18 protein-coding genes are annotated in these 19,290 nt (G+C 64.5%); 7 read left to right on the top strand and 11 right to left on the bottom strand.

Annotation, left to right across the window (positions count from 1 at the left end):
- The 6 genes from QM569_RS16315 to QM569_RS16290 form a co-directional block, all read left to right on the top strand.
- The coding region (locus tag QM569_RS16315) for an AAA family ATPase (protein ID WP_414988285.1) at nucleotides 1-711 on the top strand (711 nt) is incomplete at its 5' end.
- Nucleotides 712-719: 8 nt separating this feature from the next.
- Nucleotides 720-1,019 carry a hypothetical protein gene (locus QM569_RS16310; protein ID WP_414988284.1) on the top strand — a complete coding sequence of 100 codons (300 nt, stop codon included), beginning with the start codon at nucleotides 720-722 and terminating at the stop codon, nucleotides 1,017-1,019.
- 34 nt (nucleotides 1,020-1,053) lie between these two features.
- Complete coding sequence (locus QM569_RS16305) at nucleotides 1,054-2,490, top strand: coniferyl aldehyde dehydrogenase (protein WP_414988283.1); 1,437 nt, start codon at nucleotides 1,054-1,056, stop codon at nucleotides 2,488-2,490.
- A 181-nt stretch (nucleotides 2,491-2,671) separates the two neighbouring features.
- The gene (locus tag QM569_RS16300; RefSeq protein ID WP_414988282.1) at nucleotides 2,672-3,193 is read left to right on the top strand and encodes a GNAT family N-acetyltransferase; all 522 of its coding nucleotides are present in this window, start codon (nucleotides 2,672-2,674) and stop codon (nucleotides 3,191-3,193) included.
- Nucleotides 3,194-3,195: 2 nt separating this feature from the next.
- Nucleotides 3,196-4,320 carry a methyltransferase gene (locus QM569_RS16295; protein ID WP_414988281.1) on the top strand — a complete coding sequence of 375 codons (1,125 nt, stop codon included), beginning with the start codon at nucleotides 3,196-3,198 and terminating at the stop codon, nucleotides 4,318-4,320.
- Between the two features lie 89 nt (nucleotides 4,321-4,409).
- Nucleotides 4,410-5,345, top strand: coding sequence for a tRNA dihydrouridine synthase (locus tag QM569_RS16290; RefSeq protein ID WP_414988286.1), 936 nt, complete (start codon nucleotides 4,410-4,412; stop codon nucleotides 5,343-5,345).
- Here the strand turns inward: QM569_RS16290 and QM569_RS16285 are convergent.
- The 9 genes from QM569_RS16285 to QM569_RS16245 all read right to left on the bottom strand — a co-directional run bounded on the left by QM569_RS16285 (nucleotide 5,340) and on the right by QM569_RS16245 (nucleotide 16,607).
- On the bottom strand, nucleotides 5,340-6,965 hold the full coding sequence (locus QM569_RS16285) for a phospholipase D family protein (protein ID WP_414988280.1): 1,626 nt from the start codon (nucleotides 6,963-6,965) through the stop codon (nucleotides 5,340-5,342). The genes QM569_RS16290 and QM569_RS16285 overlap by 6 nt on opposite strands.
- A 13-nt stretch (nucleotides 6,966-6,978) precedes the next feature.
- Nucleotides 6,979-8,097, bottom strand: coding sequence for a bifunctional diaminohydroxyphosphoribosylaminopyrimidine deaminase/5-amino-6-(5-phosphoribosylamino)uracil reductase RibD (gene ribD, locus QM569_RS16280; RefSeq protein WP_414988279.1), 1,119 nt, complete (start codon nucleotides 8,095-8,097; stop codon nucleotides 6,979-6,981).
- A gap of 46 nt (nucleotides 8,098-8,143) precedes the next feature.
- Nucleotides 8,144-8,740, bottom strand: a complete 597-nt coding sequence (locus QM569_RS16275) for a GspH/FimT family pseudopilin (RefSeq protein ID WP_414988278.1) — start codon at nucleotides 8,738-8,740, stop codon at nucleotides 8,144-8,146.
- Nucleotides 8,737-9,243: a type IV pilin protein gene (locus QM569_RS16270; RefSeq protein ID WP_414988277.1), complete on the bottom strand. Its 507-nt coding sequence runs from the start codon at nucleotides 9,241-9,243 to the stop codon at nucleotides 8,737-8,739. Before QM569_RS16270 ends, QM569_RS16275 begins: the two co-directional genes overlap by 4 nt.
- Nucleotides 9,244-9,254: 11 nt before the next feature.
- The gene (locus QM569_RS16265) at nucleotides 9,255-13,622 is read right to left on the bottom strand and encodes a pilus assembly protein (protein WP_414988276.1); all 4,368 of its coding nucleotides are present in this window, start codon (nucleotides 13,620-13,622) and stop codon (nucleotides 9,255-9,257) included.
- A 12-nt stretch (nucleotides 13,623-13,634) separates the two neighbouring features.
- Complete coding sequence (locus QM569_RS16260; RefSeq protein ID WP_414988275.1) at nucleotides 13,635-14,294, bottom strand: PilX N-terminal domain-containing pilus assembly protein; 660 nt, start codon at nucleotides 14,292-14,294, stop codon at nucleotides 13,635-13,637.
- 1 nt (nucleotide 14,295) lies between these two features.
- Complete coding sequence (locus QM569_RS16255) at nucleotides 14,296-15,330, bottom strand: PilW family protein (protein ID WP_414988274.1); 1,035 nt, start codon at nucleotides 15,328-15,330, stop codon at nucleotides 14,296-14,298.
- Nucleotides 15,327-15,995 carry a type IV pilus modification protein PilV gene (gene pilV / locus QM569_RS16250; RefSeq protein WP_414988273.1) on the bottom strand — a complete coding sequence of 223 codons (669 nt, stop codon included), beginning with the start codon at nucleotides 15,993-15,995 and terminating at the stop codon, nucleotides 15,327-15,329. Before pilV ends, QM569_RS16255 begins: the two co-directional genes overlap by 4 nt.
- Nucleotides 15,996-16,238: 243 nt before the next feature.
- Nucleotides 16,239-16,607, bottom strand: coding sequence for an Hsp20/alpha crystallin family protein (locus tag QM569_RS16245; RefSeq protein WP_414988272.1), 369 nt, complete (start codon nucleotides 16,605-16,607; stop codon nucleotides 16,239-16,241).
- Nucleotides 16,608-16,701: 94 nt separating this feature from the next.
- Here QM569_RS16245 and QM569_RS16240 point away from each other — a divergent pair, with 94 nt between their 5' ends.
- On the top strand, nucleotides 16,702-17,952 hold the full coding sequence (locus tag QM569_RS16240) for a branched-chain amino acid ABC transporter substrate-binding protein (protein ID WP_414988271.1): 1,251 nt from the start codon (nucleotides 16,702-16,704) through the stop codon (nucleotides 17,950-17,952).
- 45 nt (nucleotides 17,953-17,997) lie between these two features.
- On the opposite strand, the gene mltB is transcribed toward QM569_RS16240, so the two are convergent.
- Together mltB and QM569_RS16230 are read right to left on the bottom strand one after the other, a co-directional pair.
- Nucleotides 17,998-19,098, bottom strand: a complete 1,101-nt coding sequence (mltB, locus tag QM569_RS16235; RefSeq protein ID WP_414988270.1) for a lytic murein transglycosylase B — start codon at nucleotides 19,096-19,098, stop codon at nucleotides 17,998-18,000.
- A 2-nt stretch (nucleotides 19,099-19,100) separates the two neighbouring features.
- Nucleotides 19,101-19,290 (bottom strand): hypothetical protein (locus QM569_RS16230; RefSeq protein ID WP_414988269.1); only part of this gene is annotated, 190 nt, incomplete at its 5' end.

Here is a 19,290-nt window from a genome sequence, read left to right as displayed (position 1 = left end):
GTGCGCATCGACATGAGCGAGTTCATGGAGAAGCACTCCGTGGCCCGCCTGATCGGCGCGCCGCCCGGCTACGTGGGCTACGAGGAAGGCGGCTACCTGACCGAAGCCGTGCGCCGCAAGCCCTACAGCGTGCTGCTGCTCGACGAGGTGGAAAAGGCCCACCCCGACGTGTTCAACGTGCTCTTGCAAGTGCTGGACGATGGCCGCCTGACCGACGGCCAGGGCCGCACCGTGGACTTCAAGAACACGGTGATCGTGATGACCAGCAACATCGGCTCGCACCTGATCCAGAGCATGGTCGGCCAGGACGCGCAGGACATCAAGGACGCTGTGTGGGGCGAACTCAAGAACCACTTCCGCCCGGAGTTCCTGAACCGCATCGACGAGACCGTGGTGTTCCATGGGCTGGATGCCGCCAACATCGCTGCCATCGCCAAGATCCAGTTGCAGCAGCTGCAAAACCGCCTGGCGCGGATGGATTTGGAGCTGCGCGTGTCCGACGCCGCCTTGGCAGAATTGGCCAAGGTCGGGTTCGACCCGGTGTTCGGCGCAAGGCCGCTCAAGCGCGCGATCCAGCAGCGCATCGAGAACCCGCTGTCCAGGCTGCTGCTCGAAGGGCGCTTTGCGCCCAAGAGCACGATTGCGGTGAGCGTCGATCCGGTGAAGGAGCCGGGGGTCTTCCACTTCGCGGATTCACCGCAGGAAGGGTAAGTCAAGTTTTGAACGAAGTCGTTGCGGGCGCACTGCGCCTGGTGTTGCGTGTGGTGCTGGTCGCCCTGGGGCTGGTGCTGTTCCTGAGCCTGCTGGCCGCCGCCCTGGTGCTGGCCCTGGCGTGGCTGCTGCGCGCGCTGTGGGCGCGGCTCACGGGGCGGCCCGTCACGCCGTGGGTGATGCGCATGGACCCGCGCGCGGGCTTTCGCGCCGCCGCGCGCTGGACGGCGCCGCAGCAGCCGCGCAGCAGTGTGGCGGACGTGACCGACGTGCAGCCCAGGGAGGTGCGGGAAGTGCGGGAGCCCTAATTTGCGCGCCCCGGCGGCCCTATCATCCACGCCCATGACACCCGCCGACATCCACACCATCTTCGACCAACAACGCCAGGCCAGCCGCGAGCAGGTCGATGTGCCCCTGCTGGTGCGCCGCGAGCGGCTGCTGCGCATCCGCAAGATGCTCGACGAGCACGGCCCCGTGCTGGCGGCGGCGGTGCAGGCCGACTTCGGCATGCGCTCGCCGCGCCTGACCGAGGTGGCCGACTTCTTCGTGCTGCGCACGCTGCTGTCGCACACGCTCAAGCACCTGTCCCGGTGGATGAAGCCTCAAAAGGTGCGCACGCCCCTGTACCTGCTGCCGTCCAGCGCGCGCATCCTGCGCCAGCCGCTGGGCGTGGTGGGCGTGATCTCGCCGTGGAACTACCCGGTGCAGCTGGCGCTGGCCCCGGCCATCACGGCGCTGGCGGCGGGCAACCGCGTGATGCTCAAGCCCAGCGAACTCACGCCGCATACGTCTGCCCAACTCGCGGCGCTGGTGGCGCAGTTCTTTGCGCCCGACGAGTTCTGCGTGGTGCAGGGCGACGCCAACCTGTCGGCGCTGTTCGCCTCGCTGCCGTTCGACCACCTGGTGTTTACCGGCTCCACCGCCGTGGGCCGCAAGGTGGCGCAGGCGGCGGCGCAGCACCTCACGCCCACCACGCTGGAGCTGGGCGGCAAGTCGCCCTGCATCATCGACGGCAGTTGCGACATGCAGGACGCGGCGCTGAAGATCGCGCACGGCAAGCTGCTCAACGGCGGGCAGACCTGCATCGCGCCCGACTACGTGCTGCTGCCCCGGGGCCGCGAGGGTGAGTTTGCCCAGGCTTTCCGTGCGGCGGTGCAGCGCCTGTTCCCCACCATCGAGGGCAACCCGGACTACGCCGCCATCATCACCCCGCGCCACCACGCCCGCCTGCGCACCATGCTGCAGCAGGCGCAGACGCAGGGCGCGGACGTGCAGGTCATCGAGCCCGCCGCAGAAGGCAGCAAACCCACCGTGGGCACGCTGGGCGACGGCGCCAGCCGCCAGATGCCGCCCGCGCTGGTGTTCGGCGCCACGTCGCAGATGCAGCTGATGCAGGAAGAAATCTTCGGCCCCATCCTGCCCGTGGTGTCCTACGAGCGGCTGGACGACGCCATCGCCCACATCAACGCCGGCCCGCGCCCGCTGGCGCTGTACTGGTTCGGCGCCAACGAGGCGGTGCAGAGCGACGTGCTGCGCCGTACCGTGAGCGGCGGCGTGACGGTGAACGACACGCTGATGCACATCGCGCACGACAACCTGCCCTTTGGCGGCGTGGGCGACAGCGGCTGGGGCGCATACCACGGCGAGCAGGGCTTTCTGCGCTTTTGCCACCAGAAGTCCGTGCTGGTGCAGTCGCGCTGGGCCATGGGCTCGCTGTTCTACCCGCCGTATGGCGCGCGGTTCGACCAGGTCATGGGGCTGCTGCGGCGCTGGCTGTAGTTACAAGCAAAATATGGCTCCAGCGCTTATCCAATAAGCGCTGTTAGCTATCAGAACAATAGTATTCCGACAGCGGCGAGCCGCTGGCCGCACGGCGGGCGATGGGCGGCGCGCGGGGGCGGAAACCCGTTTGCGGCGACAATACGCGGTTTCCCAAATTGTTCCCGTTCGGTTTCTTTCCATGCCCAGTATCCAGGTTCGTCCCGCCACGCTACGCGATGCCAAGGCCATCGCCCAGATCCACACCGTATCCGCCCAGGAGGCTTACAAAGGCTTGGTGCCCGACGAGCAGTTGAAGGCCATGTCTTCGGTCGAAAAACGCCAAGCCTACTGGCGCGAGGCCATCGAGTATTGCGAGCCCCAGGTGCAGGTGGCGGTGGACGGCGAGAAGATCGTCGGTTTCGTCGGCTACGACCGCTCGCGCGATGAAAAGTCCCGCCCCACCACGGGCGAAATCTGGGCCATCTACGCCGCCCCCACGCACTGGAACCAGGGCGTGGGCGTGGCCCTGTGGGACGCCGCGCGCGACGGCCTGCAGGAAGAAGGCTGTACCAACGTCACCGCCTGGGTGCCGCTGCGCAACGAGCGCGCGCTGCGCTTTCACGAGCTGGCGGGCTTCAAGCGCGAGCTGTCCACGGCCAAGACCGCCGTCATCGGCGGCGTGAAGATCGAGGAAGTGCGCCTGAAAAGGCCGCTCAACTGAGCATGGTCGCGTGGAGCCACCAGGGCCAGCCCCGGCAAGCCTTGTGGCGATCTGAAAGCGGCGCCCCGGCGCCGCGCCGCGTGGTGGTGGCCGATGACACGCTGGCTGCCGACGCGGCTTACCGCATGGCCTGCGAAGGCACGGGCCTGCTGTGGCAGGGCGACTTTCAGAACGCCCGCCACCTGCTGCAGGCGCTGATGCGCCGGGCCGACAAAAGGAAGAAAAAGCCCGCCCAACCCGCTGCCACGCCTGCCGAGGCTTTCCACCTGCACCGCCAGGCCCAGGCGCAGCGCGCCCGCGTGCTGGCCGCCGTGCTGATCCCGCTGGAGGGCGACTACGGCATCGCCCTGCGCCGCGCGCCCGACTGGCGTGCCGCCTGCGCCGAAGCCTGGGGCCCCGCCACCGGCCAGCCCTGCGTGGCCACGCTGCGCGAGCTGCTGGGCCTGGTGGGCGCGCACGAATGGCGCAAGAAGGGCGTGGCCGTGCCCGCCCTGGGCGGCGTACACATCCACCCGCACTACGGCGTGTTCTCGCCCGTGCGCGGTGAGTACGTCGATCTGGTCGCCAGCGCGCCGCTGCCTGCCGCTTGTGTACTGGCCTTCGACATCGGCGTGGGCACGGGTGTGCTGTCTGCCGTGCTGGCCCGCCGGGGCGTGCAGCGCGTGGTGGCCACCGACCAGGACCCGCGCGCCCTGGCCTGTGCGCACGACAACCTGCAGCGCCTGGGCCTGCGGCCCCAGGTCGAGCTGCTGCAGGCCGACCTGTTCCCCCCGGGCTGCGCCCCGTTGGTCGTGTGCAACCCGCCCTGGGTGCCCGCCCGCGCCAACTCGCCCATCGAGCGCGCGGTGTATGACGAAGGCAGCGGCATGCTGCGCGGCTTTTTGGCCGGGCTGGCCGACCACCTGGCGCCGGGCGGCGAGGGCTGGCTCATCCTGTCCGACTTGGCGGAGCACCTGGGCCTGCGCACGCGCGAGCAGTTGCTGGGCTGGGTGGCGGATGCGGGCCTGGCGGTGCGCGCACGGCACGACATGAAGCCGCGCCACGCCAAGGCGCAGGACGCGGGCGACGCGCTGCACGCGGCGCGCGCGGCAGAGGTCACGTCGCTGTGGCGGCTGGTTGCCCTGTAGCTATTCAACTATTGTTTTGATAGCTGCTCGTGCTTGATGGATAAGCGCTAGAGGCCAATTTGACCCATAAAACTCTGCTCCTCGCACCCATGGAAGGGCTGCTGGACTTCGTGTTGCGCGACGTGCTCACCCGCGTGGGCGGGGTGGACCGCTGCGTGTCGGAGTTCATCCGCATCACCGGCACGCTGCTGCCCGACAAGGTGTTCCTGCGCTACCTGCCCGAGCTGCGCAACGGCAGCCGCACGCTGGCGGGTGTGCCCGTGCGGGCGCAGCTGCTCGGCTCCGACCCGGTCAGCATGGCCGAGAACGCCGCCCGCCTGGCCGCGCTGGGGCCCGAAGGGATCGACCTGAACTTCGGCTGCCCGGCCAAGGTGGTCAACCGCCACGGCGGCGGCGCGGCGCTGCTGCGCGAGCCGGAGCAAATCCACGCCGTGGTGGCGGCAGTGCGCCGCGCCGTGCCCGCGCACCTGCCCGTGTCGGCCAAGATGCGTCTGGGCTTCAACGACACCGGCCTGGCGCGCGAATGCGCCCAGGCCATGCAGGCGGGCGGCGCGGCGGAGCTGGTGGTCCACGCGCGCACCAAGGCCGACGGCTACCGGCCGCCCGCGTACTGGGAGCAGATACCGGCCATCCGCGCCGCCGTCGCCATCCCCGTGGTCGCCAACGGCGAGATCTGGACGGTGGCCGACGCCCGGCGCTGCCGCGAAGTCTCGGGCTGCGACGCGCTGATGCTGGGCCGTGGCATGGTGGCCGACCCGGGCCTGGCCCGCGCCATCCGCGCGGCGGACGCCGGGCATGCCGACGCCGTGGCCTGGCCCGACCTGCTGCCGCACATCGCGGCCTTCTGGCAACTGGTGTGCGACGGCCTGGAGCCGCGCCAGCGCGCCGGTCGCCTGAAGCAGTGGCTGAACCTGCTGCGCAGGCGCTACCCCGAGGCCGAGGCGGCCTACCAGCACGTGCGCACCATGACCGACCAGCGCGCCATCACGGCCTGGGTGGCGGCGCAGGCCGCGCAGCCGCTATAGCAGGTGGTCGGGCGCCAGCGGCCCCAGCAGTTGCAGCATCAGGCGCAGGGGCAGGCTGGCATCTGGCTCGGTCGTCGCGTCGGGCAGGCCGCTGGCCTGCGGGGCGCGCCAGACCAGGCGGCCGTCGCCGTCCGCCTCCACGCGCCATGCGGCGTCGCGCAAGGCGTCGTCGATCTGTGCGGCGGCCTGGCGCGACAGCGCGCCGCTGCGGATGAGCAGCGCAAGCTCGGTGTTCTGGTGCTGCGAGCGCATGTCCAGGTTCATCGACCCCACTGCCAGCAGGCGGCCATCCATGACGATCAGCTTGGAATGCAGCATGGCCCGCGAACTGCCCGTGCTGCCGGTGGCCCCCAGGCCGTTCACGCGGCTGGGCAGCTCGCTGCGCATCTCGTACAGCTCCACGCCCAGCGCCAGCAGCTCGGGGCGGTGGCGCGCATAGCCTGCGTGGGCAATGGGCGCGTCGTTGGAGGCCAGCGAATTGGTGAGCACGCGCACGCGCACGCCGCGCGCGCGGGCGGCGGCAAAAGCCTGCTTCATGTCCGGCCCGGGCACGAAATAGGGCGACACGATGAGCAGGTCGCGCTGCGCCTGGCCCATGAGCTGCAGCAGGCCGTCCACCACGGTGTCGGCATGGGCATCGGCCGCATCGCTGCCCGCGTCGGCGGGCTCTGTGGGGGGCGGAATCTTGGCGGGCCGGTCTGCCAGCACCGCGGCGGGTGCCCAGGTAAGGCGCGCCTGGGCGAGGTCCATGGGCTGCTGGTCCCAGACGCGCGCGCGCCGGTCGGCCTGGGCCTGCTCCTGTGGCGGCTGGCTGGCGGCGGTGTGGTCTTCAGGGTGGTGCTGCGCGGCGTCGGCGGCCTCGAAGCCCTGGCGCAGCGCGTCCAGCTCCTCGCGCGTGACGAGCGACTGCACGGGGTAGGCGCGCTCGTTGTTCCAGTAGCTGTCGAAGCTGCGCGACAGATCCTGCACCACGGGGCCCGCCGCCAGCACGTCCAGGTCCACGAAGTTGCCCGCATCGGCCTGGCCGAAATAGGCATCCCCCAGGTTGCGCCCGCCGGTCACGCCCAGGGCGTTGTCGGCAATGAACAGCTTGTTGTGCATGCGCTGCTGCACACGGGCGAAGTCGCCCAGCGCACCCAGCATGCGCCCGATGGCCGAGCCGCGAGCACCCGCGATGGGGTTGAACATGCGCATCTCGACGTTGGGTACGAAGGCCAGCCGCATCACCAGCGCGTCGCGCCCGGCGCTGTGGAAGTCGTCCAGCAGCACGCGCACCCGCACCCCGCGCCGCGCGGCAGCCGCCACGGCGCGCAGCAGGCGCTGGGAGCTGGCGTCGGCATGGATGGCGTAGTACTGCAGGTCGAGCGTCTTCTGCGCGGCATCCACCAGCGCCAGGCGGCTGCCGTAGGCCGCCTGGGGGCCGCTGAGCAGCACAAAGCCCGAGGCATGCCTGCCGCCCGCTGCCGCGCGCTGCGCATCCACCAGCTCGCCCAGGGGCGTGCCTGCGGGGGAGGGCAGGGCGGTGGAGACGGGGCGCTCCACGTTCTTGGGCAGGTCGGCGCAGCCTGCGAGGGCCAGGGCGGCGGAGATCAGAAGGGCGGCCAGAGGTTTGAGCGGCATGCTGCGATTGTGCTCAAGCGGCGCCGAGGAATGAATCATGCCCCTGCACGCGCGCCACGATGCGAAGGTCCGGCCCGAGCGTTTCGACCGATTGAAAGTCCAATGCCAGGCCGTCCGCCAAGGCGCCGAGAGGGCCGAAGTTCGCGATGCCCAGGCCCGGCCCGAGCAGGCGCGGGGCCAGGTACACCAGCAGTTCGTCCACCAGCCCCTCGCGCACCAGGGATCCATTGAGCTTGTGCCCTGCCTCGACGTGCAGTTCATTGACGCCGCGCCGCCCCAGGTCGCGCAGCATCGCGGGCAAGTCCACCTTGCCCTGGGCATTGGGCAGATGCACCACCGTGGCGCCGCGTTCCTTCAGTGCGGTTTCTTTGGCATCATTTTGGGCTGCAGCGTAGATGTAGCATGGGCGGTCAGCTATCAAAAGATTAGCATCCAGGGGCAGTTGCAACTGGCTGTCCACCACCACCACGTGGGGCTGGCGCGGGGTGGAGACCTCGCGCACGTCCAGCCGGGGGTTGTCGTCCAGCACGGTGCCGATGCCGGTCAGCACGGCGCAGGCTCGGGCCCGCCATGCGTGGCCGTCCGCCCGCGCGGTGCGGGACGTGATCCACTGGCTGGCGCCGTTGTTCAGCGCGGTGGTGCCGTCCAGCGAGGCCGCCACCTTGAGCCGCACCCAGGGCGTGCCGCGCACCATGCGGCTGAAGAAGCCGATGTTCAGTTCGCGGGATTCTTCTGCCCCCGGTCCGACGACAACATCCACCCCTGCAGACCGTAGCCGCTCGAACCCCTGGCCCGCCACCAGCGGGTTCGGGTCCGTGGCGCAAGCGACGACTTTGGCAATGCCTGCCTGGATCAGCGCTTCGCAGCAGGGGCCTGTGCGGCCCTGGTGGGAACAAGGCTCCAGCGTCACGTAGGCCGTGGCGCCGCGCGGGTCGCGCCCGGCAGACGCCGCATCGCGCAGCGCCATGATCTCGGCATGGGCGCCGCCTGCCCGCTGCGTGTGTCCCCGGCCCAGGATTTCGCCCGAGGGCGACACCAGCACGCAGCCCACGCGTGGGTTGGGGCTGGTAAGAAAAAGCGCCTGGGCAGCGAGCCCAAGCGCTTGTTGCATGAAAGGTGTTGAAGATGGCATGGCATCGTGGATGGTATGCCCCTTTTCCCATCAACCACCTTCTATTTCAATCCTCTGTACTGGCAGAGCAAGTTACATCGGTCGCCGATAACGGCTTGCAGGCGCGCACCCGCCCTGTCTTGGCGATCTTGATGCGACGGGTCTGCTGCAGCAGTTCTGTGCCGGTCAAATCGTTGCGGGCAAAATTGATCGTGACTGCACCAAATGCCCCGCCGGTGGTTTTTGGATACCCGGAGCCGTTGTACATCACATAGGCAGGGTTTTCATTCGCAGTGCCAGTGCCCGTTGTGCTGAAGTAACTGGGTACTTTGGAATGGGTCAGAACTATGGAGTCTTTTGCTGCATCAAATGCTGCCCCGCTGCGATCACTATCGACGAATACCGTCCAACCGTCGCTCCACTGGTTGGCAGTGCCGCCGGGTACTATATAAACATCAGTATTGCGTTTCATCGCTTCGGTTCGGGCTGTGTTCAATGCGGCGACCAGCGAATTGGCTTGTGATGTCAGTTCGGAGCTTCGTTGAAATGAAATGAAGCTCGGTGCCGACAGCGTCAACATTGCTGCAATAAGCACCAGTGTCAGCATTAACTCGATGAGTGTGAAGCCGCAGCTGGGACGGCTCTGGGAAAGCGGTGTGCTCATGGCCAGCACAGATTGAAGTTGGTCGATCTTGCGGTACCCGTGCAATCCTTGGTGCCGTTGCTCATCATTTCGAGGTTGCCGACCTTGGGGTCAGAACCGATGGGGGTTGCAACCACCTTGACGCATTCGGCAATCGATAGCGTGTTGCCTCCGACGGTGCAGGTTGTGGCGGACAGCCGGTAGGCGGCGGATGCTGCATTGTCCCCGGAGAACACCTTGAAGGGCACTGTCGTGGCGGTGACGCCTCCGCAAGCGGTGGAGGGCGATGGCGCGGAAGGCGTGGCACTCAATGCTGCATTGGTCGTGAATCCAAGGTAGCAATTGTTCTGCGTCATGTAGCGTTCCTGCTGCTGAAGCAGTTCTGCCAGGGCCGTGCGAGCCTGAGCCCGGCGGCCTTTCAGAACGGAGTCGGTGTAGGCCGGGTAGGCGATCGACGCCAAGATGCCGATCACGACCACCACGATCATGAGTTCAATCAAGGTGAACCCTCGGTGCTTTTGCATGGTATTTGTCATTATTCGTTCTTCAGTTCTTGGTAGTTGTATATCTGGCGCCAGCTCAGGCGCCCGACCACTTCGTCAATGGTGATGGACTTGCCGGTGCTGACACCTTGTGAACCGATCTGAATACTCTGTTTGTTGATCTTTCGAACGGCTCTGCCTGTGCTGTCGTATGCTGTTACTTCGGTTTTGTCTTCATTCACAAGGAACAGGCTTTCACCCAGTACGCCCACCGTTGAATTCACATAATCACCGGTGGCGGTGCCAACCTTGATGGTGTATTGTTTGCCAGAACCCTCGTTGGTGGCGCAGGTGGCCGAGGAGGCGCCGCTCATGTTGGGGATCAGGGTGTTGAATGTCGCCGTCAGTCCCCCTTGGTTGATGATGGAGGTGACCACCTTCTCACCAGTGGATGGCAAATCAAAATACCAGCCAGCACGCTGCGCTGTATTGCTGTCTGAACTTGGTCGCCCCCATGTGAATGCAGAAGTTGTAATCTGGTTCGTGGTGGTATTCACCGTGGCTTGTTGCAATCGGCCACGTCCAGATATTGCGGCTGTGATGGGGCTTGAGTCCGCGCTGGTAGAGCCATTGTCATACAGGGCATAAACGCTTTGCGTGCGGGTGGATAGGTTGTCGCCTGTTTCCAGGTATTTACCAGTTCCTATCATCACATAAAACGTTTCCACCCCTGCCACGATGGGGCCAGTGAACAGGCTGGGCGCTGCGGTGATCGGCTGTACATTGCCCGAGGCATCCTTGGCGATAAAGAACGGATACGGCTGCGGAGAGGCGGTCGTGCCCTTGTTGAAGCTGCTCAGCTTGTTCAGATTCCAATCTGAGGTGGGCTTGTAGCCGTAGCAGCTTGTGTCGGTGGAAGTGCAGATTTTTGTGAAATCCAGCTTCCAGACCCTGCCATGGAAGTCACCGGCATAAATTTGCGTGACCTCACCGGCCGGGCCCCACAGGGCGGAGAAGTTGGCCATGCCTGTTGCGAGTGTGGCGGCCAGGGTTGAATCAATGGGGAAACTGATCTTGAAGTAATTGGTGCCGAGAGTCCATGGCGTACCCACCGCCTTGTCAAGCGCCAAAAGGAAGATTGCAGGCTGGCCCGAGCCGCCCAGGCTGGTGTATGAACTGTTGTAGTTGTTGGCACCGCTGGCGACTGCGGCGAACCAGCGGTAGGTGTTGGTGCCGGTCTTGAACTTCAGCAACTGGGGGCGGCCTACGACGTAGCCGATGTCGGCATCGTCGCTGGGGGTGAATTCCCATATTGCATTCGCGGCGCCAAAACTTTCGGGTTTGGACACGTCCAGGGCGAATACGCCGCGACCACCGGCGCCCGTCCCCGATACGAGAACCGTTTTCCAATCGGTAGCGGCATCGGCATTGGCCACCTGCACTTCGCCCACCGTTGAGGGCGCATCGACGTAGGCCTGGTGGTTATTGATGTAGTCCTTGCTGGTGAGGGCCGAGAGATTGGGGCCCAGCCAACTGGGGATATAGGCAAAGAGTTCATCACCTGCGGTAACACCCTTGCTGGAATCGCTCTGCGCAGCGAAGGCATGCAGCATGCCGTCATTGGCGCCAGCAAACACGGCAGGAACGCGGCTGTCATTGGCTGCGCGGAATTTTGCATATCCGCTGCCCGAATAAGCCACGGTTGGGGCGCCTGAATAGGTTACCCCCGAGTTGATGATGTCACCCAGCAGTTCGGTACGGGTACGGAACCGACCATCCTGACCTTCTTCACTTCTGTCGCCGCGCAAATAGTTCAGGCGGATCTGCCCCTGCCCATCGGCCGTGGCGCTGGGCAATGCCTTGTTCAAGTGATCCTGCAAAGTCTTGCCACTGATGGCATCCCAGGTAAAGGCTGTGGCAGCCGTCGCACTGCCGTGGCCGACGTAGATATTGCGGCTGGCGTGCTGTTTCAGCTTCAGCCTTGCGGCTGCGCTCCAACTCGGGGTCGTGCTGACGCTGATGTTGCCGTCGGTATCCGTGGTGATGGCCTCGGCTATCACGTCGCCCGTCCAGGCGCTCGTATTGAACTGGGCCGTGTACAGATAGTTGGCAGACGATGCGTTCTGATTGCTCGACTGGGAGGCGCTGCTTGCAATACTGCGGGCCGCTGTCGAGGCGCGGCTGAAAATATTGTCAAATGCGGTCAAGACGCCGCGCGCATTGCTTTGCAGATAATAAGTGGATGCATCGCCATCCGTGCGTTGCCAGATGCGATTATCAGCATTTCCATCATTGTCCTTGTGCGGGTCAGGTGTGCCGCTCAGATCGTTGTAGGGGTTGCCGCCTGGATTGTTGGGGTCGTTCTCAAAACCGCCATATTTGGCTGCCATGAAGAACTGATTGCTCTTGCTGCGGGTTGCCAGGTCGGTTGAATTGCCGTATTCATTCACGTCGAAAATAAAGGTCTTCACACGCAGACCGGGTCGCTGTTTCGCCGGCGCATTGGTCCAGTCAGTGCCTCGAATGTCATTGGTATGGGCCCAATAGGCGTAGCCCATGATCTGACTGGTCCGCGAGTTGCTGGGTGAACTGTTGTTCCCATGAAGGGTTTCATAGGCCCTGAGTTTGTCGTATGAATTTTTGAAGTTGGGCACGTTGTCGGCGGTATTGACCGTGGTATTGCGCCAGTCTCCATCGTGGGTGTGTATGTCCCCGATAACGACAATATTGCTTTTGAGGCACGCATAATTTTCAGTTGCCGAGCGTCCGCCCCCGTAGGGGTCCAGATCGGTCCAATCGGTATAGACTGGATACCCATCGTAAAATGCGTTGCTGACATCCAGCGTGCCAAGGTCCTTGATGGCATCGTTGGTGGGGGGCAGGCCCTGGAGGTAGCGCAGGGATTGATAATACAATTCTCCAACAGGGTCGTATTTTTTATAGACTCCTGCTGTGGGGCCTGTACGGCCAAACTGATTCAGGTAGTTGATGACCCCGCTGATTCCAAATGTGGAATCGTTCTCGGGGTTGGTTTTGAAAATCCCGGTGTTGTTGTCCCACTCGCTTTTGGAATTGCTGCCATTGTCACGGCCATAAATGTCGAAATTTTTCTGGCCAACATATTTCATGGGTGCGCGCAGCACGCCGCCATAGCGACCATCGTTGTAGCTGGCGGTTTGGTCCATCAAATAGCCAAAGGCGGCCAGCCGTATCTGGTCTGCATACTTTTGAATTACGCCGGTCGGTTTGTAATTGCCATTGGGGTATTGAGTGCAAAGGCCGTAATCACGTACGTCTTGCAGGGTCGTGCCGCTTGCGTTGCATACTTGAACGCGAGAGTAGAAGAAGCCATCGCTATTCAATGCGCTGCTGCTTGGCGGGGTCCAACTTCCGGTGTAGCTCCGGTAGTAAACCTTTTTTGCTATTCCTTTGATGGGATCTCCAAAAACGGTATTGCAGCCTGATGAGCAATCCACTCCGTTGTAGGCTGCAGCCACATACCATTTGGAATTTGCACCGTACCAGACCTCTTTCACACCCGTGAAGCTGCAGACCCCTGTCTCGCCATTGATGCATAATGTCATGCCGCTGCTTGGGAGTGCTGTTCCTGAGCGTATGGGGGATTCCATGCTGCGCGCGCCACCCAGAAAATAATCGACAGTGTTTGTGCAGCTGCCGCTGTAAGTTTCACCCGCCTTGAAGTAAATGCGGTTCAGTGTGTTGGCAATCCATATGGGGTTATTGTTGGCGGCAGTCTTCAATGCTTGCGGTATGGCGCCCCAATAGGCGCCTGTACCACCGCCGTCCTTTTCCAGCTGCTTGGCGGGGAAATTGGTACTGTTGTTCCAGAAGCATACGGGATCGCCGTTGGGCAACACTGCGCGCTGCAGGATGGTCAGGTTGCTTTCGTCGATGTAGCGATCGCCCCCGGAAAGGGCAAGGCGCAGCATGTCAATGGAGGAACTGCTGGCCCAGTTGAGAAAGTTGCCGCTGAAAGCATCTGTGCATTGGCGATTGGTGGCGGCGCCGCTGCGGTCAAAGCGTTTGTAGTCGGCTATGGACTTTCCGGTTGCCGGGGTTTCTGTCGGGCTATCGACATAGGTGTAGCAACTCTCGGCGTCGTAATAGCCCAGGTATTCGTTCGTGGGTGTGTAGGTTGCATCGCGGTACTGAGCGCCCACCGTCGGATATTCCACTGAAAGTGCCAGCGCCATGGCAGGCTTGTCCACCGTAGTGGCGGCATACAGAGGGTCTGCAGACAGAATGGTGGGGGGGATGACCAGGCTTGTCTCTTGCCCTTGGGCAATGAGGGAAATCAATGCAACTGTACCCAGGGCGGCTGCGCCCAGGGTAATGGCCATTTTGCGCCGTATCTTGGGTAGCAATGCGGCAGATGCTCGCGCATGCATGGTTGAGGTCATGGCTGAATCCTTTTAATTCCTGTAGATCGTCTGGAGCACGGCCTGGGTATCGCTGTTGGGGCCAAAGCCCATGGCAGTGATGCGGTACAGGTATTTGCGATCCTTGAGGGCTGTGGTCCGATCCATGCTGGGATCGTCAATGATTTCGATGACGTAGCGAGGCAGTGCGGCGGGTTGCAAGCCGACGCCGCCAGCCATGAATGCCCGCTCGGTGAAGTGGCCAAAGCCCACCGTGTTGGCATCGGTTCCGGTATTGGTGAAGTCCGCCGTGAGCCAGTCGGGCTTTGTTCCGGCAGTGGGCAGGCATAGACCAAAACTCTTGTCGTCCCCGGCGGTGCCGCAGCCGGGCACAAATTTGGCGAAGTCGGTGGCTTTTCTGTCGAAGATTTCGTTGCGTTTGTTGGTGGAGGTCGCTGGTTTGCCCTGGATGTCGAGTTCGGCGTCGATCAGAGCGGCCTCCGCCGATTGCCAAGCGACTTGCATGTCGCGGTCGTTGCGGGTGGCGCGCTCGCCCATCATCGATATTTGGATGCCCCCGATGCCCAGGATTGACACGATGATGAGAATCATCATGACGACGACCAGAGAGATGCCGGCCTGCGCCTTGCCCGCGTTAACGGACGCGCCTGCATGCAGTACGCTGGTTCGTTTCAGTGGATGGTGCCGAGTCATCTCAGAGGTCTCCCTGGGGATTGCGCAGGTGGATGGTGAATGTCACCACCTGCCGCAGCCTGCCATCTGCCGTCGGTTGGAAGACGGTGCCAGGATCGTCGGCACTGGCAAACATGCTGCCTGCAGCACCGGTCGTGGATGCCTTGGCTGTGCCAAAGGGGTAGTAGGTCTGCTGTGTCTTGTCCACCGCGGAGCCGAGTGGCCCCCGCAAGACCATGCCGATGCGGATGCTGCGCACGCGTTGCCAGTTGGCGGTGGTGGTTGCCGCGTCGCTCACCGTAAGCTGGTCAGCGCGCAGGTACCGTTCGGGGACGCTGTCGGCAGAGGTGGCCGCCGGGATGGCTGAGTTTGAGGGGCCGATGCCATCCACGCCGTAGAGCACCTGGAAATTTTCCACGCCATGGATGAGGGGTTGCGTATCGGCGCTGCCTCCAGCGGTGGTCGCCCAGCGTGTACACATGAGCGCGGGTTCCCCGTCACTGCTTTGGGCAACGTGCAACACACTTGCATAGCGTTCGGCGTAGTCAGTGGTGGGAGTCTGTGGGGCCACACCGGAACAATCGATCATGCCCTGATCGGTTTTTGTCTCGGTGGTGCTGTACCTTGTGGGTTGAAAACGAAGCACCAGAATGTCGCTTCCGTAGCCGAGCGAGCCTGTTGTACGGGCCGCCGTATTGGCCTCGCTCCAGCCGTGGGAATTGCTGCGAGCCCTGTTGTTAAAGCCAAATACGTTGGGCTCAACGGCATCCAGGCCCGAAGTGCTGGGGGGCGTGTTGGAGGCCACGAACTGAATGTCCCTGTGTCCAGCCTGCACACCCAGGCGTTGAAGAATGTCTTCTGCAAAGCGTGCCCTGTCTCGCAGTTGCGATGCGGCATCGACATTGCTGAAGCCTTGCCGGGAGATGAGGAGCGCAGTCGCTGCGGCCAGCACGATGAGCATGCTGATGGCCGTAGCAACGAGCAGCTCAATCAGCGTAAGCCCCGCTTGCCTGGTCACGGCAGGCCGTCGCTTTGTAGGGGGAAGGTAGGTTGTCATGATGGGGCCCCGAGTGGATTGCCGCTGGTAACCGGGACGAGGACGGATGGACGGCTGTTGGCGTCGCTGGCGCGTTCCAGCATGCTGGCGTCTTTCTTGCTGCGGTCGGTTGACTGGCGGGTCCAGCCGATCTTGATGACGGCGATTTCATCGGTGCCTGTAGTGCCGGGGGTGCATGTCCACTGCGGCAGCCCGTTGGTGTCATAGGGCGCACTGTCAAAGCAAACCGTGACCCGCGCACCGGGCAGTTCGGTGTCCACGCGGGCCAGCCAGTCGGTCATTTCGGCGTGGGCCACATCCAACGTGGTGGAGCAGCCCGTCGCGGAATTGCCAACCCCCAGGCAGTTGCTTGCCGTGGCTGGAGAAAGCGGACTGGTGCCAGCGATAAGGTAGGGGTTGTCGGCTGCAGTGGTCTTGATGCCGACCTGGTTGTTGCCGCGCATCATTTCGGCCAATTCGCGCGCCAGGTTCACGGCCTGCGCCTGCATTCGGGCCTCCCGGTTGGATTGCAGTGCGAAGGCTTGTATGCCCACCATGCCCAGCATGCCGAATGAGAGCACAACGATGGAGACGAGCACCTCCATGAGGGTGAACCCCCGGGCGGGATGGCGGAATGAGGCGCCATGGCGCCGGGTGAGGGGCGCTTCTTTATGGCCATCGAACATGGATGGCGATACTGGTATTTGCATAGTTAGATGCTATGCAAATCCAATAGTGATCGTGGAGCCGCTCAGGCAATGAATTCGACCGTTTGGTCAATGCGCAGGCGATGGCTGCGCCCCAGCGCTCCTGCCATGGCCCTTGGCCTTCCCGAGGCAGCGAACCCTGCCTGAGACTCTCCGAAATTCAAACAAAAAGCGCCTGCAGCCCAATAGGCGCAGGCGCTTGCAGCTATTGTTTCAGTAGCATTACTGGATGACCAGCGTGGTCGCCCGGCTCTCGGGCTCCACGTGCGCAAGGGTCAGCGTCAGCACGCCGTTCTCCAGCTTTGCGCTGCTCCTGGCCGTGTCGATGTCGGCGGCCAGCTCCCAGGCGCGGCGCACGTGGCGGGGCGCGCCTTCCACGCTCTGTACGCGCACGGTGTTGCCTTCGATGCTGATCGCCAGCTGCTCGCGCGCCAGGCCCGGCACGTCGAGCTGCACGGTGGTGGCCTTGTCGTCCTGCGTGATGTTGACGCCGGTATTGGCAAGGCTGCCCATCAGGAAGCGCTGCAGCGCCAGGTCGGCGGAGCGGGGTGCGACGAAGGCGGAAGGGTGGACGACGGGGGCGAAGATCATGGCGGTTACTCCTATACACTGCGCGGCGCTCGACGCGGCGCCGCATGCCCCTGAGTTGTGTGCGCCCGCGTCGCTTTTCAAGGGAGAAATCGGCATGAATAAATTGCGCGCGCGGGGCTTGAAAACAGCTGCCGCGGCATTAAGTCTTTCAGTTTTTGCGCTGGGCGCAGTGGCACAAACCAAGCCCGTCAAGATGGCGCTGGTCGAAAGCCTGTCCGGCGCCTTCGCCAACACCGGCGAGGCGGTGTACCGCAACATCCACTGGGCCATGGAGCGCGTGAACGCGCGCAGCGGCGCCAGGCTGGAGCTGGAGCGCTACGACAGCAAGGGCCAGAACGAAGAAGCGCTGTCGGCGCTGCGCGCGGCCATCGACGATGGTGCGCAGGTCATCCTGCAGGGCAACAACTCGGCCACGGCGGCGGTGCTGGTCGAGGCCATCAACAAGCACAACGAGCGCGAGCCGGGCAAGCGCGTCATCTTTTTGAACTACTCGGCGGGGGACCCCATTCTCACCAACGAGAAGTGCAGCTTCTGGCACTTTCGCTTCGACGCCCATGCCGACATGCGCATGGCCGCGCTGATGGCGGTGATGCGCGAGGACAAGGCCCTGAAAAGCGTCTATCTCATCGGCCAGGACTACAGCTTCGGCCAGGCCGTGCTGCGCGAGGCGAAAAAGCAGCTTGCCGCCCAGCGCCCCGACGTGGCCGTGGTGGGCGACGAGCTGCACCCCATTGGCCGCGTGAAGGACTTCGCGCCCTACGCCGTCAAGATCAAGGCCAGCGGCGCGCAGGCGGTCGTCACCGGCAACTGGGGCAACGATTTGACCCTGCTGGTGAAGGCCGCGCGCGAGGTGGGCTACGAGGGCCGCTTCTACACCTTCTACGGCAACGCCCTGGGCGCGCCCGCCGCCATCGGCGATGCGGGGCTGGGCAAGGTGGTGGCCGTGGCCGACTGGCTGCCCAACGTGCCGGACGCGCAGAGCGAGGCGTTCTACCAGTCGTTCCGCCAGCGCTTTCCCAAGCCGCAGGACGACTACGTCCACATGCGCATGCAGCTCATGGTGGAGGCGCTGGCGCAGTCCATCGAGCGCGCGGGCAGCACCGACACCGTGGCCATCGCCCGCCAGCTGGAGAACGCCAGCGTGCAGCTCTCGGGCCAGGGCGGCAGCATGCGTGCGGCGGACCACCAGTTCCAGCAGGCGCTGGTTGTGGGCGTGATGGACAGGAAGGGTGCGCCGGGCGTCAAGTTCGACGTGGAAGGCTCTGGCTACGGCTTTCGCGTGGTGCGGCAGATCAGCGCGGCCCAGGCGCAGCAGCCGCACAGCTGCCAGATGCAGCGCTATTGAAAGAATAGCTGCCAGTGCTTGCTGCACAAGCGCTGGAGGCCATTTTTACTTCAAACTGCTGGTGTCCGCAGCCAGAGAGCGGGACAGTTCGCGGGCCACCTCGCGGCCCAGGTCGATGACGGCCATGGCGTAGTAGCTCGACCAGTTGTAGCGCGTGACGGCGTAGAAGTTCTCGGTGCCCGCCACGTAGCTCGGCGGCGCGTCGGGGCCGTTTTGCAGCTCCACCAGCGCCAGCGGGCCGGTATGTTGCGCGCCCTCCGCGTCCAGCACCACGCCTTTGGCCTGCAGGCTGGCGGCGCTGAAGCTGGGCAGGATGTCGGGGGTCAGCAGTTCGTCGAGCTGCAGCCGCGCGGCGTCGAACTGCACGGCGTAGTGCGTGGGCATGCCGGGCGTCCAGCCGTGGCCGCGAAAGTAATTGGCGACGGAGCCGATGGCGTCCGCAGGACTGCGGAACAGGTCGATGCGGCCATCGCCGTCAAAGTCCACCGCGTAGCGCACCCAGCTCGACGGCATGAACTGGCCCAGGCCCATGGCCCCGGCGTAGCTGCCGCGCGGCTCGAAGGGGTCGGTGCCGGTGCGGTTCATGAGGCTCAGGAACTGCTCCAGCTCGCGGCGGAAGAACTCGGTGCGCTCGGCTGCGCGCGGGTGGGCCGAGGGGAAGTCGAAGGCCAGCGTGGCGAGCGCGTCCATCACGCGGAAGGTGCCCATCTGCTGGCCGTAGATGGTCTCCACGCCGATGATGCCCACGATGATCTCGGCAGGCACGCCGTATTCGCGCTCGGCGCGGGCCAAAGCGGCCTGGTTCTGCTGCCAGAAGCGCACCCCGGCGCGGATGCGCACCGGCTCGACGAAGCGGCTGCGGTACACGCGCCAGTTCTTGGCCGTGCCCTTGGGCGGCGGCAGCATGAGCCGGGGCACCTGCGGCAGAAAGTTCGCCTGGGCGATGGCCTGCCGCACCCATTCGCGGTCCAGGCCCCGGCGCTCGGCCAGGTCGTCGGCGAACCGCAGGGCCTCGGCGCGGGTGGCGTAGGGCACCGCCTGCGGGGCGGCGGGTTTTGAAGGTTTTTGGGATCCAGCGCTTGCTGGTAAAGCGCTTGCAGCTATCAATGTGATAGCGGCAAGAATCCATCGGGCGGTGTGTCGCATGGTCAGGGTGTGGGCCAGGGCAGGGCGGCGAATTCGCGTTTGAGCGCGGTCAGTTCGGTGTCGGGGTGGGGAGCGTAGCGCAGGCGCTCCAGGCGCAGCAGCCAGTCGGCCACGGGCGCGGCGGGGCCGCCGTAGCGGGCCTGCACGCGCGCGGCCATGGCGCGGGGCGGCAGGGTGTCGGGCAGCGTGAGG

Source organism: Acidovorax sp., assembly GCF_047607405.1.
Classification (GTDB): Bacteria; Pseudomonadota; Gammaproteobacteria; order Burkholderiales; family Burkholderiaceae_C; genus Acidovorax.
This window is presented reverse-complemented; position numbering and strand designations above follow the sequence as displayed.